The sequence below is a fragment of the Arthrobacter bussei genome (genome assembly GCF_009377195.2).
In the GTDB taxonomy this organism is placed as follows: Bacteria; Actinomycetota; Actinomycetes; order Actinomycetales; family Micrococcaceae; genus Arthrobacter_D; species Arthrobacter_D bussei.
On the sequence record NZ_VJXX01000006.1, the window covers coordinates 29175 to 49461 of the forward strand.

21 protein-coding genes and 1 riboswitch are annotated in these 20287 nt (G+C 70.7%); of the genes, 11 read left to right on the top strand and 10 right to left on the bottom strand.

Annotated elements, in window-relative coordinates:
- Window positions 1-11 precede the first annotated feature (11 nt).
- Complete coding sequence (locus tag FNH21_RS14620; protein WP_152816816.1) at window positions 12-836, bottom strand: uracil-DNA glycosylase; 825 nt, start codon at window positions 834-836, stop codon at window positions 12-14.
- A 110-nt stretch (window positions 837-946) separates the two neighbouring features.
- Between FNH21_RS14620 and FNH21_RS14625 the strand changes: the two genes are divergently transcribed.
- The gene (locus FNH21_RS14625; RefSeq protein WP_055769498.1) at window positions 947-1249 is read left to right on the top strand and encodes a DUF3263 domain-containing protein; all 303 of its coding nucleotides are present in this window, start codon (window positions 947-949) and stop codon (window positions 1247-1249) included.
- Between the two features lie 38 nt (window positions 1250-1287).
- Entirely contained in the window at window positions 1288-1938 is a 651-nt protein-coding gene (locus FNH21_RS14630) for a LytR C-terminal domain-containing protein (RefSeq protein WP_152816817.1), read from the top strand.
- A gap of 110 nt (window positions 1939-2048) precedes the next feature.
- Here the strand turns inward: FNH21_RS14630 and FNH21_RS14635 are convergent, their stop codons facing one another.
- Complete coding sequence (locus FNH21_RS14635; protein ID WP_191932026.1) at window positions 2049-2282, bottom strand: NINE protein; 234 nt, start codon at window positions 2280-2282, stop codon at window positions 2049-2051.
- A gap of 75 nt (window positions 2283-2357) precedes the next feature.
- A complete protein-coding gene (locus tag FNH21_RS14640) occupies window positions 2358-2693 on the bottom strand; it encodes a hypothetical protein (protein ID WP_152816818.1) in 336 nt (111 codons plus the stop codon).
- A 352-nt stretch (window positions 2694-3045) separates the two neighbouring features.
- Here FNH21_RS14640 and groL point away from each other — a divergent pair, with 352 nt between their 5' ends.
- A complete protein-coding gene (gene groL, locus FNH21_RS14645) occupies window positions 3046-4680 on the top strand; it encodes a chaperonin GroEL (RefSeq protein WP_152816819.1) in 1635 nt (544 codons plus the stop codon).
- Between the two features lie 120 nt (window positions 4681-4800).
- Here the strand turns inward: groL and FNH21_RS14650 are convergent, their stop codons facing one another.
- The 6 genes from FNH21_RS14650 to FNH21_RS14675 form a co-directional block, all read right to left on the bottom strand.
- A complete protein-coding gene (locus FNH21_RS14650; RefSeq protein ID WP_152816820.1) occupies window positions 4801-5091 on the bottom strand; it encodes a WXG100 family type VII secretion target in 291 nt (96 codons plus the stop codon).
- Between the two features lie 63 nt (window positions 5092-5154).
- Entirely contained in the window at window positions 5155-6696 is a 1542-nt protein-coding gene (locus FNH21_RS14655) for a sensor histidine kinase (RefSeq protein ID WP_338403301.1), read from the bottom strand.
- Window positions 6697-6747: 51 nt separating this feature from the next.
- Window positions 6748-7458, bottom strand: coding sequence for a response regulator transcription factor (locus tag FNH21_RS14660; RefSeq protein WP_055769509.1), 711 nt, complete (start codon window positions 7456-7458; stop codon window positions 6748-6750).
- 59 nt (window positions 7459-7517) lie between these two features.
- Window positions 7518-9173: a DNA repair helicase XPB gene (locus tag FNH21_RS14665; RefSeq protein ID WP_152816821.1), complete on the bottom strand. Its 1656-nt coding sequence runs from the start codon at window positions 9171-9173 to the stop codon at window positions 7518-7520.
- Window positions 9166-11580 (bottom strand): helicase-associated domain-containing protein, encoded by a 2415-nt coding sequence (locus FNH21_RS14670; protein ID WP_152816822.1) that lies wholly within the window; start codon window positions 11578-11580, stop codon window positions 9166-9168. Before FNH21_RS14670 ends, FNH21_RS14665 begins: the two co-directional genes overlap by 8 nt.
- Window positions 11581-11685: 105 nt before the next feature.
- Complete coding sequence (locus FNH21_RS14675) at window positions 11686-11985, bottom strand: hypothetical protein (protein WP_152816823.1); 300 nt, start codon at window positions 11983-11985, stop codon at window positions 11686-11688.
- 172 nt (window positions 11986-12157) lie between these two features.
- Between FNH21_RS14675 and FNH21_RS14680 the strand changes: the two genes are divergently transcribed.
- Genes FNH21_RS14680 through FNH21_RS14690 form a run of 3 tightly spaced genes read left to right on the top strand, consistent with a single transcriptional unit; the run spans window position 12158 to window position 14558 of the window.
- Window positions 12158-12541, top strand: coding sequence for a cold-shock protein (locus FNH21_RS14680; RefSeq protein ID WP_055769517.1), 384 nt, complete (start codon window positions 12158-12160; stop codon window positions 12539-12541).
- A gap of 9 nt (window positions 12542-12550) precedes the next feature.
- Complete coding sequence (locus FNH21_RS14685) at window positions 12551-13246, top strand: DUF3027 domain-containing protein (RefSeq protein WP_241743290.1); 696 nt, start codon at window positions 12551-12553, stop codon at window positions 13244-13246.
- A gap of 34 nt (window positions 13247-13280) precedes the next feature.
- Window positions 13281-14558: an MFS transporter gene (locus FNH21_RS14690; protein WP_152816824.1), complete on the top strand. Its 1278-nt coding sequence runs from the start codon at window positions 13281-13283 to the stop codon at window positions 14556-14558.
- Window positions 14559-14625: 67 nt separating this feature from the next.
- Here FNH21_RS14690 and serC read toward each other — a convergent pair whose 3' ends face one another.
- The gene (gene serC / locus FNH21_RS14695) at window positions 14626-15750 is read right to left on the bottom strand and encodes a phosphoserine transaminase (protein ID WP_152816825.1); all 1125 of its coding nucleotides are present in this window, start codon (window positions 15748-15750) and stop codon (window positions 14626-14628) included.
- Between the two features lie 249 nt (window positions 15751-15999).
- Between serC and FNH21_RS14700 the strand changes: the two genes are divergently transcribed.
- The 5 genes from FNH21_RS14700 to mobA all read left to right on the top strand — a co-directional run bounded on the left by FNH21_RS14700 (window position 16000) and on the right by mobA (window position 20278).
- Window positions 16000-16698 (top strand): iron-dependent transcriptional repressor DtxR, encoded by a 699-nt coding sequence (locus tag FNH21_RS14700; protein ID WP_152816826.1) that lies wholly within the window; start codon window positions 16000-16002, stop codon window positions 16696-16698.
- A gap of 280 nt (window positions 16699-16978) precedes the next feature.
- A riboswitch (cyclic di-AMP (ydaO/yuaA leader) is annotated at window positions 16979-17147 on the top strand.
- A gap of 5 nt (window positions 17148-17152) precedes the next feature.
- On the top strand, window positions 17153-18034 hold the full coding sequence (locus FNH21_RS14705; RefSeq protein WP_338403302.1) for an NlpC/P60 family protein: 882 nt from the start codon (window positions 17153-17155) through the stop codon (window positions 18032-18034).
- Window positions 18035-18057: 23 nt separating this feature from the next.
- The gene (locus FNH21_RS14710; protein ID WP_152816827.1) at window positions 18058-18951 is read left to right on the top strand and encodes an NlpC/P60 family protein; all 894 of its coding nucleotides are present in this window, start codon (window positions 18058-18060) and stop codon (window positions 18949-18951) included.
- Between the two features lie 227 nt (window positions 18952-19178).
- A complete protein-coding gene (locus tag FNH21_RS14715) occupies window positions 19179-19676 on the top strand; it encodes an HNH endonuclease (protein WP_152816828.1) in 498 nt (165 codons plus the stop codon).
- A complete protein-coding gene (gene mobA, locus FNH21_RS14720; RefSeq protein WP_152816829.1) occupies window positions 19673-20278 on the top strand; it encodes a molybdenum cofactor guanylyltransferase in 606 nt (201 codons plus the stop codon). The genes FNH21_RS14715 and mobA overlap by 4 nt, the downstream gene beginning before the upstream one ends.
- The last annotated feature ends 9 nt before the right edge of the window (window positions 20279-20287 follow it).

Below are 20287 nucleotides of genomic sequence, written 5' to 3' on the forward strand. Positions count from 1 at the left end.
TCCCTCGCCTTTCAGATCCCGCCGCGGGCGCCCGCGGTGCGGGACCAGTCGATGGGTCCGGCGCCCTGCTGCGCCAGGAGCTCGTTGACGCGGGTGAAGGGGCGGGAGCCGAAGAAGCCGCGCGACGCCGAGAGCGGGCTCGGGTGCACGGACTCGACCGTCGGCGTCGGGCCCAGGAGGGGCTTCAGCCGGAGCGCGTCCTTCCCCCACAGGATCGCCACCAGCGGCCCGCCCCGCGCCGCGAGGGCACGGACGGCGGCGTCCGTCACGTGTTCCCATCCAAGCCCCCGGTGGGACGCCGGTTCACCCGCGCGGACGGTCAGGACGCGGTTCAGCAGGAGCACACCCTGCTCCGCCCACCCCGAGAGGTCCCCGGACGCCGGCACCCGGGCTCCGGTATCGGAGGAGAGCTCACGGTAGATGTTGACGAGACTGCGCGGGATCGGCCGTGTCGCAGGATCGACGGCGAAGCTGAGGCCGACGGCGTGCCCCGCCGTCGGGTAGGGGTCCTGGCCCACGATGACCACCCGGACGGTGTCGAGCGGGGTGGTGAAGGCTCGGAGGATGTCCCGCGGTTCCGGCAGGACGCGCTGCCCCGCGTCCAGATCGGCGGCGAGGGAGGCCGCGAGTGCGTGGAGTACCGGCTCCACGGGTTCTAGAGCCGCGGCCCACCCGGGATCCACGAGCTCGCGGACCGGCGTGGGCGCCCGGAAGGGGAAGGCGGCCTCGTGGGGGGAGGGGGAGTGAACGGGCGCAGCCGGATCCGTCCGACGGCCGCGGCGGGGGGCCGGATCCAGGGGAGGGAGGTCGAACAGGGCGCCGTCGTCGTGGGTCATGGGTCCATTCTGGCCCGCCCCACCGGCGCCTCCGGCTCGAATGACACCGGTGTAATTGCCTACTACCATGGGGTGATGCATGTGCACTGTGACGGAAGGCGGTAGCTGGCATGGCCGAGCCGCAGCGGCACGTCGATGACGGACCCACCGAGGGCCGCACACTCGAACTGGGGGATCGTGAGCAGCGCATGCTCGCCCTCGAGCGCGAATGGTGGAAGTACGCCGGCGCCAAGGAGCAGGCCATCCGCGACCTCTTCACCATGTCCGCCACGCACTACTACCAGCTGCTCAACGCACTCATCGACACCGAGGCCGCGCTGGCCCACGATCCGATGCTCGTGAAGCGGCTCCGCCGCCTGCGATCGACCCGCCAGAAGACCCGGTCGGCACGCCGCCTGGGCGCGGACATCTAGACCGCACCGGTCTCCACGAGCGAAGGACCCTCCCGCCCATGACAGAGCACCCGCGCGACGAGTTCGACAGGGTCTCGGAGACGTCGGAGCGCCAGGGTGTTCATCGTGAACGGCTCATCCCCGCCGGGTCGAGCGGTCTCGCCCTGAAGATCACCGTCGGGATCCTGGCCCTGCTGATCGGCCTCGGCGCCTACTTCATCCTGCCGAGACTCGGGATCGTCGGTGGCGACACGGCTGCACCTCCGGCAGCTGCCGGGAGCCCCTCGCAGGAGTCCGGAGCCCCCTCCGCATCCGCAGCCCCGGCGGGTTCCGCCACACCTGGCGACGGTGCGACGGACGGCAGCTCGCCGACGGCTGCCGCCGGCGCATCGGCCTCGCCGACGGACAACGACGAGGTGGACGGGGTCGACGGCGTCGACCGGACCCAGACCGTCAACATCCTCAACGGCACCGGCTCGCCGGGACTCGCCTCGGTCGCCGCCGGTCGCCTGGCCGAGGAGGGGTGGGGCTCGGTCCTCCCCGGGAACTGGGCGGGAGCCCCCGTGGACACGTCCGTGGTCTTCTACAACGGCGAGGAGCAGCGGGTGGTAGCCGAAGCCGTGGCGAAGGACCTCGGGATCACGGACCTCGTCGACAGCGCCGACGTCTCGCCGGACGTCTCCGAGGTGCTCGGCCCCGAGTTCCAGTAGATCCGCCGGGCGAACCTCGACGGCACGCTCATCCGGGGATCCCCGTATATGGCGGTCTCGTCCTCGGGACCACCCGCTCCGAGCGGCTGCGCCGCCCGGAGCCGTGAGGGTCAGTCCTTCAGCGGGATGCCCTGCGCGTCCCGACGGAACTGCTCGGAGCCGACCAGTATCATGATGCCTTCGATGAGCCCCCAGATCCCTGCAGCGATGGCACTGAGCCCGAAGGTGAACACTGCCCCGACGGTGGACATCAGGATCTGGATGATGCCGATCGTCGTAAAGCCGAGGTAGAAGCGGTGGATCCCGAGCGATCCGAGCAGGATGCCGAGCACGCCTGCCACCACGCGGGACTTCTGCGGTGCGTAGGGCTGGCCGAAGGGCCCCTGGTTGTAGCCGCCCTGGCCGTAGGGTGCCTGCGCCTAGGGCGACTGCTGGTACTGGCCCTGGGGATACGGTCCCTGCTGCTGCGCGGACGGGTACGGTGACGGGGCCTGGCCGTAGCCCGGCGAGGTGGTGCCGCCGTCGTAGCCCGGTCGCGCGTCATCGCTCTGGCCGCGACCGCGCGAGGTGGTGCCGCCGTCGTAGCCCGGTCGCGCATCATTGCTCTGGCCGTAACCGGGGTAGGGCGGCGTATAGGGCCGGCCGGACTGTGCCGGATCTACCGGTGTCGGCACGCCGGCAGACTCGCCCCCCGTGCTTCCTGCGCCCTGCTCGTTGTGCTCCCCGTTGTCCGGGCCGGTTGCTGACGTCGACACGATGCCTCCCATGGCTTGTTGTCCGCCCAACCTATGCCCTGAGGTGAATCCGCGCTACGGCAGGCGCTGCCACCGGCGCGGCAGGTCGGCAGGGGAGCATCCGGGAGGCCCTGCGCGGGCCCCTCGACAGGTTGCACTCGGGGGGTGGGAGTGCTAATTATTGAGTTAGCACTCGCGCGCGCAGACTGCTAAGGATGCGCGTGGTGGGTGAAGCAGGCAAACCTCTGTGGTGGGGGTGGTGCCCCGGGCGTGAAAGAGATCGTCCGAGTACTGCCCGGCCGTCGCGGGCACCACACGCAGGCACGCATTCATGTGCTGAAATGCAACCGTCCCCGAAAGGACCTACGCCATTATGGCCAAGATCATTTCTTTTGATGAAGAGGCCCGCCGCGGCCTCGAGCGAGGCCTCAACATCCTCGCTGATGCCGTCAAGGTAACGCTCGGCCCCCGTGGCCGCAACGTCGTCCTCGAGAAGAAGTGGGGCGCCCCCACCATCACGAACGACGGCGTCTCCATCGCCAAGGAGATCGAACTCGACGACCCGTTCGAGAAGATCGGCGCGGAGCTCGTCAAGGAAGTTGCCAAGAAGACGGATGACGTCGCCGGCGACGGAACCACCACCGCCACGGTGCTCGCCCAGGCACTCGTCAAGGAAGGCCTGCGCAACGTCGCAGCCGGAGCGGACCCCCTGAGCCTCAAGCGCGGCATCGAGAAGGCCGTCAAGGCCGTCACCGATGAGCTCCTCGCCTCCGCCAAGGAAATCGAGACCAAGGAGCAGATCGCTGCCACCGCCTCCATCTCGGCCGGTGACAAGCAGATCGGCGACCTGATCGCCGAGGCGCTCGACAAGGTGGGCAAGGAAGGCGTCATCACCGTCGAGGAGTCGAACACCTTCGGCCTCGAGCTGGAGCTCACCGAGGGCATGCGCTTCGACAAGGGCTACATCTCGGGCTACTTCGTCACCGACGCAGAGCGCCAGGAGACGGTCCTCGAAGACCCCTACATCCTGATCGTCAACTCGAAGATCAGCAACGTGAAGGACCTCGTCGCTGTCCTCGAGAAGGTCATGCAGTCCGGCAAGCCGCTGCTGATCATCGCCGAGGACATCGAAGGCGAAGCCCTCGCGACCCTCGTGGTCAACAAGATCCGCGGCACCTTCAAGTCCGTCGCCGTCAAGGCCCCGGGCTTCGGTGACCGCCGCAAGGCCCAGCTGGCCGATATCGCCATCCTCACGGGTGGCCAGGTCATCGCCGAGGAGGTCGGCCTCAAGCTCGAGACCGCCACGCTCGACCTGCTCGGTACCGCGCGCAAGGTCGTCGTGACCAAGGACGAGACCACCATCGTCGAGGGTGCCGGCGATGCCGACGCCATCGCCGGCCGCGTGGCCCAGATCCGTGCCGAGATCGAGAACTCCGACTCCGACTACGACCGCGAGAAGCTGCAGGAGCGCCTGGCCAAGCTGGCCGGCGGCGTTGCGGTCATCAAGGCCGGAGCGGCAACGGAGGTCGAGCTCAAGGAGCGCAAGCACCGCATCGAGGACGCCGTCCGCAACGCGAAGGCAGCCGTCGAGGAAGGCATCGTCGCCGGTGGCGGCGTGGCCCTCATCCAGGCCGGCGCCAAGGCGTTCGCCAACCTCGAGCTCACGGGCGACGAGGCGACCGGCGCGAACATCGTCCGCGTGGCCATCGACGCCCCGCTGAAGCAGATCGCCTTCAACGCGGGCCTCGAGCCCGGCGTCGTGGTCGACAAGGTCCGCGGCCTGCCCGCGGGTCACGGCCTCAACGCAGCGACCGGCGAGTACGAGGACCTGCTGGCCGCCGGGGTCAACGACCCGGTGAAGGTCACCCGCTCGGCCCTGCAGAACGCAGCGTCGATCGCAGGACTGTTCCTCACCACCGAGGCCGTCGTGGCCGACAAGCCGGAGAAGGCAGCTCCTGCCGGCGGCGGCGACGACATGGGCGGCATGGGTGGGATGGGCGGCTTCTAGCCCCCACCCGCCGCTGACCGCACCTGCGCAGCACGAGAGGGCGGCACTCCCGGAAGGGGGTGCCGCCCTCTCTCGTTGGCGGCGCTGCGCCGTCGTGCCCCCCGCGTGGAACGGGCGGCGTCAGCTCATGAACATCCGTGCATTGCTCAGTTCCGCCTCCACGTACTGCTGTGTCGCCACGTTCAGTGCCTCGTTGATCCCGGTGAGAGACTCCTCGACCTGCTGCTGGGTGGCCCGCCACTGCATGATCAGCTGCTGGAAGTTGGTGGCGGCCTGGCCCGTCCAGAGGCCCTCGAGCTCCCGCAGGCCGGCCTGCATGGAGTTGACCTCTGCCTGGAGCCTGGAGATGGTGCCCTGGACCTGGCTGCTCTTCGCGGCCAGGCTGTCGGTGTCTACGTTGAAGAATGCCATGCTGTGCTCCCGTGTGCTCGCGCTTCCTTGACCCCCACGACGCTAGGGCAGGACGCTCCGGGATCAGGGGCCGTCGGGCCTCTTGTGGACAACCGGTCCGACGGGCGGCTGCTGTGGAGGAGAGAACGCGTGCCGCTCGGCGGGTGCCTCCGTGAGGCCGGCCCGCAGTCCATTGCCCGCCACGCCACCGGGGAGTTCCTGCCCATGGTCCTCGGCGGGACCGGCCGGTGTGTGGGGCAGTCGGATGCTCAGCGTGGCGCCGCCGCCGGCCGTCTCCTCCAGCCGCACCGTCCCGTCGTGCTGCGCGACCAGGGCCGCGACGATGGCGAGCCCGAGACCCGTTCCGCCCGTCTCCCTGTACCGCGAGGAATCGGCGCGGTAGAAGCGTTCGAAGACCTTCGCGGCGTCGTCCTCCGAGATGCCCGGACCGTGGTCGCGCACCTCGATGACGGAGTCGCTGTGTCCGTGCAGGACGGGCGCCACCCCGACGGCGATCTCGATCGGTGATCCCTCGGGCGTGTAGCGCAGCGCGTTGGTCATGAGGTTGGCGATGACCTGGCGCAGGCGGGCCTCGTCCCCTGCGGTCGGAGCCGATCGGGGGGTGCCGCCGTCGAGCCCGATCACCGTGATGGAACGGTCGTGGGCCGTGGCACGGGCATCGAAGGCGGCGTCGTGGGCGAGCACCTTGAGATCCACGGGCCTGACCTCGAGGGGGCGCTGTTCGTCGATCCGCGCGAGGGTGAGGAGGTCCTCCACGAGTTGGCCCATGCGGATGGCCTCGCTCTCGATCCGGCCCATCGCTGCGGCGATGTCCTCGTCCTTCTGCAGGGCGCCGTGCCGGTACAGCTCCGAATAGCCGCGGATCGTCACGAGGGGGGTGCGCAGCTCGTGGGACGCGTCGGAGACGAAACGCCGCATCTTCGTCTCGGACGCCGTGCGTGCGGCGAAGGCCCGTTCGATGTGCGAGAGCATGGCGTTCAGGGAGCGGGAGAGGCGGCCGATCTCCGTGGCGGGCCGCTCGACGGCGACGCGCCGCGAGAGGTCCCCGGCCGCGATCGCCGCGGCCGTCCGCTCGACGCGCGCCAGCGGGGCGAACTGGCGGGTCACCGCGACGAACGCGATCAGGGAGGCGAGGGCCGTGGTGACGAGGCCGGAGGTGAAGATGATCTCCGTCGCCTCCTGCAGTGAGTCGTTGACCGTGGTCAGACGCGTGGCGATCGCGACGTAGTTGTCCGCGTTGCTGAAGGGGAAGACGCGCACGCGCCAGTCCTGGCTCCCCTGCTCGGTGCTCGGTACGTCGAAGCCGTCCTGGTCGAGGTCGGCGATGCGCTCCCGGGTCAGGCCGGTGAGGTCGGGCAGGTCGCCGCTGACGTCCGGCTGGTTCTCCGCGATGACCTGCCCGTCCGCGTCGAGCAGGGCGCCGTAGTACCGCAGCACGGCGCCGTCCGACGTCTGCTCGGGAAGGTAGAGCTGGGCGGTGACGAGCCGGATGTTGTTGCCGAGTTCCTGGTCGAGGCGGTTCACGAGCCCGTCACGGAGGAGCGACACCGTGGCGAGGCCCGTGATGCCCACCGTGACGATCATGAGCAGCATGATGATCGCCACCAGCTGGGATCTGAGCGACGCCGCGTTCCACCGCTTACCCAAGGGGCAGCGCTACCGCTTGTCGGCGGTGCGGAGCAGGTAGCCCACGCCCCGCTTGGTCTGGATCAGGGCGACGGCGTCCGGGTTCCTGTCGATCTTGCGACGCAGGTAGGAGATGTAGGACTCGACGATCGAGGCGTCGCCGTTGAAGTCGTACTCCCAGACGTGGTCGAGGATCTGCGCCTTCGACAGGACGCGGTTCGGGTTCATCATGAGGTAGCGCAGCAGCTTGAACTCGGTGGGGGAGAGGTCGATGACCTCGCCCCCGCGCCTGACCTCGTGCGCGTCGTCGTCGAGTTCGAGGTCGTCGACGCGGATCACGGCGTCGTCGTCCTCGAGGGGATGCGTGCGGCGCAGGACGGCGCGGATGCGCGCGACGACCTCGTCCAGGCTGAAGGGCTTGGTCACGTAGTCGTCGCCGCCGACCGTCAGTCCGGTGACCTTGTCCTCGGTGTCGTCGCGCGCCGTCAGGAAGACGACGGGGAAATGCCGGCCGGCGGCGCGCAGGCGCCGGGTGACGGTGAAGCCGTCCATGTCCGGCAGCATGACGTCGAGGACGGCGAGGTCCGGGTTGTGCAGTTCGGCGGCGGCGAGGGCATCGCGACCATTACCGGCGGCGACGACCTCGAAACCCGCGAACCGCAGGGAGGTCGAGAGGAGTTCGCGGATGTTCGGTTCGTCGTCGACGACCAGCAGTTTCGCTTCGGGGCCAGTTTTCTTCACGCACACAGTATCCGCAGGTTCCCTGTGAGTTGTCTGGACCCATCCTGCGAACAACCTGCTCACTCACTGGGCTTGGTGTCACCGATCGACGCCGCATCGAGGATGCGGTAGGCATAACCCTGCTCCGCCAGGAAGCGCTGGCGCTTCGCGGCGAAATCCTGGTCGAGGGTGTCGCGGGCGACGACGGTGTAGAACCGTGCCGCACGGCCGTCCGCCTTCGGCCGCAGGAGCCGCCCGAGCCGCTGGGCCTCCTCCTGCCGGGAGCCGAAGGACCCCGAGACCTGGATGGCGACCGACGCCTCGGGGAGGTCGATGGAGAAGTTCGCGACCTTGGACACGACGAGCACATGGATCTCCCCGGACCGGAAGGCGTCGAACAACCGCTGCCGCTCCCTGACGGTGGTCTCGCCCTTGATGACGGGCGCGTCGAGGCGTGCGCCGAGGTCGTCCAGCTGGTCGATGTACTGCCCGATCACGAGCAGCTGCTCACCCTCGTGCGCGGCGACGAGGCGCTCCACGACGTCGGACTTCGTGTCCGACGTCGCGCACAGCCTGTACTTGTCGCCGTCCTCCGCCATCGCGTACGCGACGCGCTCGTCGCGCGGCAGGTCGACCCGGACCTCGACGCAGTCGGCGGGTGCGATGTAGCCCTGGGCCTCGATGTCCTTCCACGGTGCGTCGTAGCGCTTCGGCCCGATGAGCGAGAAGACCTCCCCCTCCCGGCCGTCCTCGCGTACGAGCGTCGCCGTGAGGCCCAGCCTGCGGCGGGCCTGCAGGTCCGCCGTCATCTTGAAGATCGGTGCGGGCAGGAGGTGGACCTCGTCGTACACGATCAGCCCCCAGTCATTGGCGTCGAGGAGCTCGAGATGCGGGTACAGCCCGCCCCGCTTCGTCGTGAGCACCTGGTAGGTGGCGATCGTGACCGGTCGCACCTCCTTGACGGCGCCCGAGTACTCGCCGATCTCCTCCTCCGTCAGGGACGTCCGCTTGAGCAGCTCGTCCTTCCACTGCCGCGCGGAGACGGTGTTGGTGACCAGGATCAGGGTGGTGGTCTGGCTCGTGGCCATCGCGGCGGCGCCGACGAGGGTCTTGCCGGCACCGCACGGCAGGACGACGACGCCCGACCCGCCCGCCCAGAAGTTCTCGACCGCGAGCTTCTGGTAGGGGCGGAGCGTCCAGCCGTCCTCGGCAAGGACGATCGGGTGCGGTGTGCCGTCGACATAGCCTGCGAAGTCCTCGGCCGGCCAGCCCAGCTTGAGCAGCAACTGCTTCAGCTGGCCACGCTGGGAGGAGTGCACGACGACGGTCTCGCCGTCGATGCGCGGGCCGAGCAGCGGCTGGATCTTCTTCGCATGCAGCACCTCCTCGAGGACGGGGTAGTCCGTGGTGCGCAGGACCAGTCCGTGCTGGGGGTCCTTCTCGAGGCGCAGGCGGCCGTACCGGGACATCGTGTCCTCGATGTCGATGAGGAGGGCATGGGGGACCGGGAAACGTGAGTACTTCAGGAGGGTGTCGAGCACGCGTTCGGCATCGAGTCCGGCAGCCCGGGCGTTCCACAGGCCGAGCGGGGTGAGGCGGTAGCTGTGCACGTGCTCGGGCGCGCGCTCCAGTTCCGCGAAGGCAGCGATCGCATGGCGCGCCTCGGTGGCCTGCTCGTGGTCCACCTCGAGCAGGATGGTCTTGTCGCTCTGGACGATCAGCGGGCCGTCAACCATCGGATGGGCTCCCTTCGAGGATCTCCACGTCCATGACGCGGTGTACGGATACGACTTTCTCCACCTGGTTCTCGGGATCGAACACGCGCAGGCGGCCTCCCGAGACGGAGAGGGGAACGAGGATCTGGCGCACGTGGTTCCCCTCGCTGTCCGCCGTGCCGAGCCGGATACGGCTGCGGGACCTGATGGCGGCCCGCAGCGTCTCCAGGCCGAGCAGCGTCTCGCTGTCCGACGCCGCGGGGTGGTCCGCGGATCCCGGCCGGGCCGAACGGAGCGTCGCCAGCTGAGCTGCGACCTCCTCCTCGGCGACCGACCAGGGGTTGAGTCGCGAACGCAGCTGCTCCGGTGGCATACGGTACTGGCCGGGCTCCCGGTCGGTATCGGTACGCGCGGAGGTGGTGGGCACGGAGCCGGTGGCATCCGTGGCGGGGGAGAACCCGAGATCACGCAGGAGTGCGACCAGTTCCTGCGGTGACGCGGCCGAGACCAGCACTGTCGGGGCGATCTGCACGACCCCCAGCACCGCGGCGCGCGGATCGGCGAGGACAGTGGCCGCGACGGCGTCGTCCTCGGTCCTCACGTAGCTGCCGGCACGCCCGACCCGGAGGCTCCCGTACCGGGATGCGGTGTCCTCGACGAGGTAGGTCAGCGCCTGCGGGATCTCGGTGGCCGAGTGCAGGGCGAGGAAGGCGAGGATGGAGGGTGCGTCCTCACCGGCGTCGAGTGCTCCGCGGATGGAGTCGGCGGAGAAGCGGTAGGTGGTGGCCGGCCCCTGACCCTCCGGGGTGGACATCCGCAGGAGCCCTCGCGCGACGTCGGGCTCCAGGTAGCCGGGCGCGACCGCGGTGAGGTCGGCCTGCAGGACCACGTGGGAGACAGGGGTGGGCAGGGCCTCGCGCACGGAACGGGCGGCCTCCTCGAGCCGACCCTCCGCGACGAGCCGACCGGCGTCCGTGAGTGCGCCGCCGCCGGTGAGGCCGAGCGATTGCGCCTCGGCGAGCATGCCGGGGAGAAGGCGGGTGAACCGACGCTGCAGGCGGGGCTGGTGCCAGGTCGCGAGGGCGATGACGGCCTGGTCCGTGAGCACGGGCAGCTGGGGACCGGACGGTTCCGCGCCGCCCGCCGGCGACAGCTCGGTGGCCACGGACAGCAATCGCTGGCGCACCATGGGTGCGTCGGGCCGCGACGCCTCGGCGGCGAGCGTGTTGATACCCGTTCCGTCCGGCAGACGTGATCCGACGAGCGCCGGTGCACGGTCGACGGCGAGCCACCCCTCGACCAGCAGGAGCCACTGCGCGTCCCGTCCGAGCGCCTCCCACGCGTCGAGCCGTGACGCCTTCCATCTCGAGTCGTCCGGGTCCAGGGTCAGGAGACCGACGGCGGCGGCGAGTTCCAGCAGCCACGCGGCGTCGGCCTCGCTCACGCGCAGGGCCTCCCGCACCCGGCGCAGTTCGCGGACGCCGACCCCGCCGGACCGCAGGGTGGTGACGGGGGCGGCCGCCACCGAACCGAGGAGCGCGGTCATGAGCCGGAGCGTCTCGGCGATGGCCCCGAAGGAGGCGTTGTCCCGCAGCGCCGGCCGCGTGGTGCGCTCGATCTCGAGGGGTGGTGCGACGTCGAGCGCGGTGAAGACGGTGTGGCCCCGCAGGGCGATCCCCACGCCGCGCGGCAGCTCGACGTGCAGCGCGTCCAGGGGCGCGAGGAGGCAGCGATCCAGCAGCCACCGCACGGCCGGCGTGACCCCGCCGTTGGAGGCGGTGTCGGTCGCCGTCGAACCCACGGGTGCGTCCCGCAACCTGGCCAGCAGCGCCGAGGCTCCTTCGGGTGCGCCGGCGAGGACATCCTGCCAGGCCGCGGGCTGCGACGTGATGCTGTCGATGATCCGTGCCGCGGCGGCTGACGTCAGGGCCTCGCTCGAGGACCCGGGTGCGAGCAACGGCACGGCATCGACGAGCGCCGGACCGAAACGGGGGACGGTACGGGCGAGGGTGCGGAACGGGCGCCCGAGCCCTGCCGGGTATGGACCGAGGGCGTCCGCCAGGGCACCCACCGGGAGCAGCCCGCCCTCGGGAGCCACGGCCAGGAGGGCGCGTTCCACCAGCCTGGACAGGATGACCTTCAGCACGTCGCCGTCGGAGCCGGGCAGCGCAGCGGCCAGGCGGGCGCGGTCGACGGCGCCGCCGTCGTCCTCGCTGAGGACCGTGACGGTCTCCAGGACCTGCAGCTCCGGCCGGTTGACGTTGTCCAGGGCACGCTGCAGGCTGGCACGCGTGGAGGCCCGAGCCGCGAGCGCGGCGAAATCGGGCACCGCGGGAAGGATGAGGTCGGGCCGGAGCGTGAGCAGTCGGCGCAGGTCGTCATCGCTCCGGCGGGCCAGCTGATCGGCCAGTGCTCGGATTGCGGACATCCCTCCAAGGCTACCCGGCGCCTCCGACAGAGCCGGGCCGGGGGAGCAGGCCCGATGCGTGCGCGGAGACCGGGACCGGCGCCGGGACCCGTGCCCACACCGGTGTCAGGACCGGCGTCGCGCCAGGGCGGACAGCACCACGAGGGCAGCCATGAGGAGGAACGCGATGGGCAGGCAGAAGTAGGACGCCAGGACGAAGCCGGGCCACACCGTTCCGCCCAGGAGGGCGGTGAGGAGGATCGCCGCGAGCGCGATCAGGCCGATCACGGCGCAGGCGACTGCGGCCACGGAGAGGACCAGCCGGCCACGACCTGCGGGTCCGCCGGGAACCTCGCCGTCGCGCTCGGCAGGGGCGCCGACCGACCGCCGCGAGGGGGCATCCGGGGCTGGTTCGTCAGGGATCATAGCCGTCCAAGACTACAAGAACCACGGCCGGGGAGCTGCCGGGGAAGCTATATCCTAGGAGACACAGACTTCCCCGGAGGCGGCAGCCCGCCCCGGCACCAGGCGGTGCACGGACCCGGGACCACCACCGCAGGCGCTGGCCGCCCGGTTCAGTTAAGAAGAGGTAGACGACGTGCCCATCGGCAAAGTCAAGTGGTTCGACGTGGACAAGGGCTTCGGTTTCGTGGCCACGGACGACGGCAAGGAAGTGTTCCTGCACGCCTCGGCCCTGCCGGCCGGCGTCAGCGAGGTGAAGGTCGGCACCAAGCTCGAGTTCGGCGTCGCCGACGGCCGCCGCGGACTGCAGGCGCTCTCCGCGCGGATCCTGGAGCAGGCGCCGTCGGTCGTGAAGGCGACCCGCAAGAGCGCGGACGACATGGCGGTCATCACCGAGGACCTCATCAAGCTGCTCGACGCCGTGTCCAACGGACTCCGCAAGGGGCGCTACCCGGAGAAGGCCCACGCGACGAAGGTGGCCGCGGTTCTCCGAGCGGTGGCCGACGACCTCGACGCGTAGGCTTCGACCATGACCACGACCAACCCGGACACCGCCGGCGGCGACGCCCCGGCCGGCGACACCACGATGCTCGACGACGGCGACGCCGTCGTCGAGGTGCTCGCGGAGGCGCCCAGGAAGCCGCGTGCCTCTCGCCGCATCCCGAAGTCTGACGCCGTGCTCGAGGCCGCGGTCGAGCGTGCTCGCGCGGCTGTGCTCGAGGTGGCCCCGGAGTCCCAGATCGGCCGGCACGTATCCGCCGTGATCGAGGGCGAGCGCCTCGTGACGCACCGCTTCGAGGCGTTCCTGCCGGGATACGGCGGGTGGCAGTGGTACGCGAGCGTGGCACGCGTCGCGAGGAGCAAGGACGTCACCGTGTGCGAGGTGGGACTGCTGCCGTCCGCGGCGTCGCTCCTGGCGCCCGAGTGGCTGCCCTGGTCCGAGCGGGTGCGTCCGGAGGACTCCGCGACGGATGACGCCGGCCTGCCGGACGGAGCAGCTCCCGCTGCGGCACCGCAGGCGGGCGTGGCAGGGACGGACGAGGCAGCGGAGGACTCGATGGGCGGGGTCACAGATGCATCGGGTCCCGCTCCGTCGGCCCAGCGCGGGGACGACGACGACGCCGTTCCCGAGGCCGGACCCGCACCGACCGACGCCGCAGCCGGAGAACCCCCGGCCACGGAGGACGGATCTGCCGCCTCCACGGGACAGCCCGACGACGAGTGACCGCCGTGGGTCGCCGGGGCGGGAAGGAAGGAGCATGAGCACCTTCCGCTCGCTCGGCATCCACAACTACAGGCTCTGGTTCATCGGCGCGCTGATCTCCAACATCGGTACCTGGATGCAGCGGACCGCCCAGGACTGGCTGGTCTACGACATCCTCACACCCCAGAACGCCTCGGCGCTCGGGATCGTGATGGCCCTCCAGCTGGGGCCGCAGCTCGTCATCGCGCCGTGGGCCGGACTGATCGCCGATACCGTCGACCGCAGGAAGCTCCTCGCCACCACGCAGATCGCCATGGCGCTGCTCGGCATCGGACTCGGCCTCATGGTCCTCCTCGACGTCGCCGTCCTCTGGCACGTGTATGCGTTCGCGCTGGCACTCGGCGTCGTCTCCGCCTTCGACGCCCCGGCACGGCAGGCGTTCGTCTCGGACCTGGTGCGTGACGACTACCTCCCGAACGCCGTCGCCCTCAACAGCGCATCCTTCAACGGCGCCCGCCTCATCGGTCCCGCCGTCGCCGGGCTGCTCACGGCGGGGGTCGGACCGGGCTGGGTCTTCATGATCAACGCCCTGACGTTCGGCGCGATGGTCTACGTCCTCCTGGTGATGCGGGCCTCCGAGCTCAACAGCCAGCCACGGCAGGCGCCCGGCAAGGGCCGGATCCGCGAGGGGTTCCGCTACGTGCGGCACCGCCCGGACCTGATGATCGTGATGCTGGCGATCTTCATCGTCGGCACCTTCGGGCTCAATTTCGCCGTGTTCATCGCGGCGATGGCGAGGACCGAATTCGGGCAGGACGCCGGTGTCTTCGGGGTCCTCTCGTCGGTGATGGCCGTCGGTTCGGTGGCCGGCGCCCTGCTCTCCGCCCGGCGGGAACGGCCGCGGCTCAGGTTCGTCTTCGGGGCCTCTGCGGCCTTCGGCCTGGCCTGCGTACTGGCGGCGCTGGCCCCGAATCTCTGGCTCTTCGGGCTGGCCCTGGTGCCGGTGGGACTATTCGCGCTGACCCTGATGACCAGTGCCAACGCCTATGTCCAGACGACCACGGACCCCGGCATGCGGGGGCGCGTCATGGCCCTGTACTTCGCGATCTTCCTCGGTGGCACGCCCCTCGGCGCGCCCGTCGTCGGCTGGGTGTCCGACACGTTCGGACCCCGCTGGAGCCTCGGCGTGGCCGCTGCATCCGGCCTGCTCGCCGCCGCGGTCGGCATCTACTGGGCGTGGCGGTACCACGAGGTGCGGTTGCGGTACGACCGCTCGGCGCCGCGGCGCCTGCGCCTCGACCACGAGGCGGGCGCTGCGGACCCCTCCCCGTAGGCGGAAGGTCCCTGCCGCCGTCCTGCAGGCGCCGTCCTGCAGCTGCTGGAACGGCGGCACCGCCGGTCTAGAGGAGGTGCTCCACGACGTGGTCGATGCAGGCGATCAGGGCGGAGACGTCGTCGGGCTCGATCGAGACGAAGGTGGCGATGCGCAGCTGGTTCCGGCCCAGCTTCCGGTAGGGCTCGACGTCGACGACGCCGTTGGCGCGGAGGATCGCGGCGATCCGCGACGCGTCGACCGCGTCGTCGAAGTCCACGGTCACGATGACGTTCGAGCGGTCCTCGGCCCGGGCGACATAGGGCTCGGCGATCGGGGAGGCCTCCGCCCAGGCGTAGAGCCGGCCGGCCGAGTCCGCGGTGCGGGCCGCGGCGAAGGGCAGGCCGCCCTGGCCGTTCAGCCAGGCCACCTGGGAGTCGAGCGTCACGAGGGTCGAGAGGGACGGCGTGTTGTACGTCTGGTTCAGCCGCGAGTTGTCGATGGCCGTCTGCAGATTCAGGAAATCCGGGACCCAGCGGTCGCCCGCCGCGATGCGTGCGGCGCGCTCCAGGGCGGCGGGCGAGAAGAGCCCGAGCCAGAGTCCGCCGTCCGAGGCGAAGTTCTTCTGCGGGGCGAAGTAGTAGACGTCCGCCTGCGAGACGTCGACGTCGAGCCCGCCGGCGGCGGACGTGGCATCGACGACCACGAGCGCACCGTCGTCCGCTCCCGCCACCCGGCGGACGGGCGCGGCCACACCCGTGGAGGTCTCGTTCTGCGGCCACGCGTAGGTGTCCACGCCGGCCTCGGCCACGGGATCGGGACGGCTGCCCGGCGAGGACGTGATGACACTCGATTCCTGCAGGAACGGTGCCCTGGTGGTGGCCGAGGCGAACTTCGACCCGAATTCCCCGAAGGAGAGGTGCTGTGCCCTCGCGTCGACCAGGCCGAACGTCGCCACGTCCCAGAACGCCGTCGAGCCGCCGACGCCGAGGACAACCTCGTAGCCGTCCGGGGCGCCGAAGAAGGAGGACAGTCCCTCGCGCACGCGCCCGACCAGGTCGCGCACCGGCGCCTGGCGGTGTGAGGTGCCGAGGAGCGACGGTCCGGCGGCGACGAGCGCATCGATCTGGCCGCTGCGCACCTTCGACGGGCCGGCGCCGAAGCGGCCATCGGCGGGCAGGAGGTGGTCGGGGATGCGGGGCGCTTCGCTCATGGGGTGCTCCAGCTGATCGGCGTGGGTATCGCCCTCATTCTGCCCCAGCGGCGGGTGGCCCTCCATTTGTGAACGGGTGCCCTGAGTCCCGCCGCACCCGCCGGGGACCCCCTCTGCGGGAATCACCGGAGCGGCCGCATGGGTTAACCTTGGGAGGCGTGGGGCGGAACCGGCTGTGGCGGCCGCGGTGCCCCACCCGCGTGAGGCATTCCAGCCGCGCACCCGCACCGCACCAAGGAGCTGACCCGCATGACGGACCTCATCGACACCACCGAGATGTATCTGCGGACCATTCTCGAGCTCGAGGAGGAGAACATCGTGGCGCTCCGTGCGAGGATCGCCGAACGGCTGCGCCACTCCGGTCCGACCGTCTCCCAGACCATCGGGCGGATGGAGCGCGATGGCCTCGTGGTCGTCTCCGGTGACCGCCATCTCGAACTCACCGAACTCGGGCGGCACCGGGCCACCGGCGTGATGCGGAAGCACCGCCTGGCCGAGCGCCTGCTCAGCGACGTGATCGGCCTCGACTGGGCGTACGTCCATGACGAGGCCTGCCGCTGGGAGCACGTCATGAGCGAGCGTGTCGAGCGGCGGCTGTACGAACTGCTCGGCCAGCCCTCGGAGTCGCCGTACGGCAATCCGATCCCCGGTCTCGAGGCCATCGGTGGCACGCGGTCGGAGCTGTTCACGGACGGCGTCGTCACCCTGCTCTCGGCCATGGGTACCTACTCACCGGACAAGCGCGTGACGCTCGTCCGTCTCGCCGAGCCCATCCAGGTCGATCCCGAACTCCTCACCCAGCTCGACGAGGGCGGCTTGCGCCCCGGTGCGGATCTCGCTCTGGAGTCCGTGGGCGGGTACGTCTCCGTGCGTGTCCCGGGCGTCGAGGGAGCCCTCGAGCTGCCACCCGAGGTCGCGTCGCACGTCTTCGTGTCCGTCGCTGCCTGACGGCTCGACCGCCGCTCCCTGACGGTGCTCGACCGCCGCTGCCTGACGGTGCTCGACCGCCGCTGCCTGACGGCTCGACCGCCGCTCCCTGACGGTGCTCGACCCGGGTCTATGCGGCGCCGGCACGGCGCAGACTTCGCGCCCGGGCAGACCATGGATGGTCGCCGTCACCAAGAACATACCGTTCCGTGACCGGAACGTGACATAGGGCGCTTTCTGTTGTAGCCTTCATCTCGTGCCAAATTCGCTCTAGATCCGGCACCCTCCTGCAAATCGCCTAGCTCTGCCATTGCCGGAGGTCCGTCCGCACCATCGCATGGCAGAGGCGGGGGAACCAATTTCGGGTTTCTACACAGAAATCCTTGGGGTTAAGTCGCTTGCTCACGCAGCGGCCGGGTGACTCCCATCCGAATCCGACAGCTCACCTCGCAGGCGTTGGGAGAGGCAATCCAACGTGTCCACCAGCTCTTCGCTGGGCCGCCACCGCGCGCCCAAGACGGTCAGCCCGCTGACCACCCTGTCGACAGCAGTCGCATCCAACGCCGGTTTCGTCGGCCGCCAGGCAGCCGTCATCGTCGCCGCCTCCGGCCTCGTCCTCACGGCGGGCCTGCCGGCCCACGGCGTCACCACCGCGGACCGTGAGGTCCAGTCCTCCACAGCCCTGACCGTCAGTCGCGTCGTCTCCGCCGAGGTCACGGTCCCGGCCACGGCGAAGGTCAGCTTCGAGCGGGTCGCCGTCGAGGTCACCCCCGCTCCCGAGCCCGTCGAGGAAGCCCCGGTCGTCGAGGCTCCCGCACCGGTCGCCGCCGTCGAGGCTCCCGCACCGGTCGCCGCCGTCGAGGCACCAGCGCCGGTCGTTCCCGCTGTGGAGGTCCCGGCCGCCGCGCCCGTCGCCGCCGTCGTCGCTCCGGTTGCCGTCGTCGCCGCTCCGGCCGCCGTCGTCGCCCCGGTCGCAGCAGCGCCTGTAGCCGCACCCGCGGCCCCGGCTCCGGCGCCCGCCGCCCCCGTGGAGCAGCCCGCCCCCGCATCCGGTGTCGCCGCCGGACTCGTGGCCTCCGCCTACGGCCAGATCGGCATCGCGCAGGACTGCACCGCCATGGTCGAGACCGCCCTGCGCTCCGTCGGCAAGTCCGTCGGAGACCTGGCCCCGGGCCAGTTCTTCCAGTTCGGCGACGTCGTCGGCACGCCCGCCGCAGGCGATCTCGTCATCACCGGCGGCCACGTCGCGATCTACGTCGGCAACGGCCAGGTCATCAGCGGTGGCCTCAACGGACTGAACACCGACATCCACAACCTGTCAGACCTTCCCGGCGCAAGCTTCGTCCGCGTCCGCTGAACACCACACACGGAGAATTCCCCATGACCTCACGCACCACGATCGCCCGCCACCGCTCAGAAGCGCAGACCACTGCCGGCTTCTCCGCCCTCGCCAAAGCAGTCACCACCAACGCCGGTGGCATGGGCCGCCAGGCCGCCGTCATCGCCGCGGCCTCCGGCCTCGTCCTCACCAGCGGTGTCGCGGCCAACGCCGCCGACCTGCAGCCGCAGCGTGAGGTAGCCACCTCCAACGTCTCGGTCTCGTCGGCCCGCACGGCCGTCGTCGCCTCGACCTCGACCGTCGTGTCCTTCAACATGACGCCGGTCAAGGTCAACGCCAAGCCCGTCGTCAAGGCCCCGAAGGCCCCCGTCGTCGCTGCTCCCGTCGTCGAGGAGGTCACCGCCCCCGTCGTCGAGGCCGCACCGGTCGTCGAGGCTGCACCGGCCGCCGTGGCAGCGCCCGCCGTCGCCGTGGCAGCCGCTCCGGCGCCGGCTCCCCAAGCCGCAGCCGTCGCCGCTCCCGCCGTGGCCCCGGCACCTGTCGCGGCACCGGCCCCCGTGGTCGCCCCGGCACCGACCCCCGCCCCGGCCCCTGCAGCGTCCTCCGACGTCGCCGCGACCATCGCGGCCGCAGCGAAGGGCCAGCTCGGCGTCATGCAGGACTGCACCCGCCTCGCGAGCAACGCCCTCGCCGCTGCCGGCATCAACTTCCACGGCTGGCCGGCCGGGTACCTCTCCCTCGGCCGCACGGTCAGTGCCGGCGAGGCCATCCCGGGCGACCTCATCTACTACGCCGACGGAGGCATGGGCATGGCCCACATCGCCGTGTACATCGGCGGCGGTCAGGCCGTCCATGGCGGATTCAACGGAAACACCACGGTGATCGCGCCCGCCGAGCTCGGCTCGGGCGGCGTGTACATCCGGGTCGGCGGCTGATCGCCCACCGAGCAGGACGGAAGGACCGGCGCATCGCGCCGGTCCTTCCGTGTATCCGGCACAGGACAGCCGGAACCACCAGCTCGCGACACGTCACATGCCGTTCGGCGCCGATTAGTCCCCGTCCTGTCTCCGGCTTACCCTTGCAGTGTCAATCCGAAGCTCTTCTCCCGTACCCCGGGATGGCACCCGGTTGCGGGGAACAGGTCAGCAAAGAGGAACGTGCCATGCGCACTCTTGTTCTGAATGCAGGGTATGAACCACTGGCGGTGGTCACGTTCCGCCGGGCGCTGGTGCTCGTGCTCACGGGGAAGGCCAGCGTGGTGGCCGAGGACGACGAGCCGATCGTGGGCCCCACGGAGATCCTCGGCCGGCCCTCCGTGATCCTCCTCAACCGGTACGTGAAGGTCCCGTACCGCTACGACGTCTCGGCCACGCGGCGCGGGGTCCTCCGCCGTGACAACCACCTCTGCGCCTACTGCGCGCGGCCGGCGTCGACGATAGACCACGTGATGCCGCGCTCGCGCGGGGGCCAGGACACGTGGGAGAACCTCGTGGCATGCTGCCTGACCTGCAACAACGCCAAGGGCGACAAGACCCTCGCCAGTCTCGGCTGGAGCCTGCGGATCGTCCCCCTCCCGCCGCGGGGGCCGCAGTGGCAGATCCGCGAGCTGGAGAAGCCGGCCCCGCAGTGGAACGAGTTCCTGTCCCAGCGGGCCGCATGACGCCCGCTCCCGTGCGGTTCGACGCGATCGTCCTCGCGGGCGGCAGGTCCTCCCGCCTGGGCGGCGTGGCGAAGGCGGGACTGCTCCTGGGCGGCCGGACCCTGCTCCAGCACGCCTGCTCGGCGCTGGTGGACGCGGACCGCCTGGTCGTCGTCGGCCCGGACGCGGAGCCCGGCGCCCTGGCCGGTGCGCCGACCATCGTCCGGGAGGATCCGCCCTTCGCAGGGCCGGCCGCCGGCCTCGTGGCCGGTTTCACTTCGTGGAGCGCGCCGCACGCGCCCTGGTGCGCCGTCGTCGCGTGTGACATGCCGAGGGTGGCGGACCTCCTCACGCTCCTGCTGGCCGAGGCACGGGCAGAGGACGGGCAGTCCTCCCTCGTCGCGCTCGACGGCGGCCGCGACCAGCCGCTCGCGGCCCTCTACCGGAGCGCGGACCTTGCGGCGGCGATCGACGGCGTGCTGGCGCACGGTACTGCGCAGGATCTCTCGATGCGCAGCCTCCTTGCTAGTGTGAGGACCAGACCGGTCCCGGTTCCACCGGGCACGACGCACGACGTCGACACCTGGAGTGATGCACGAGCGCTGGGCGTCGAGGTCCCCTGAACCGCCCGG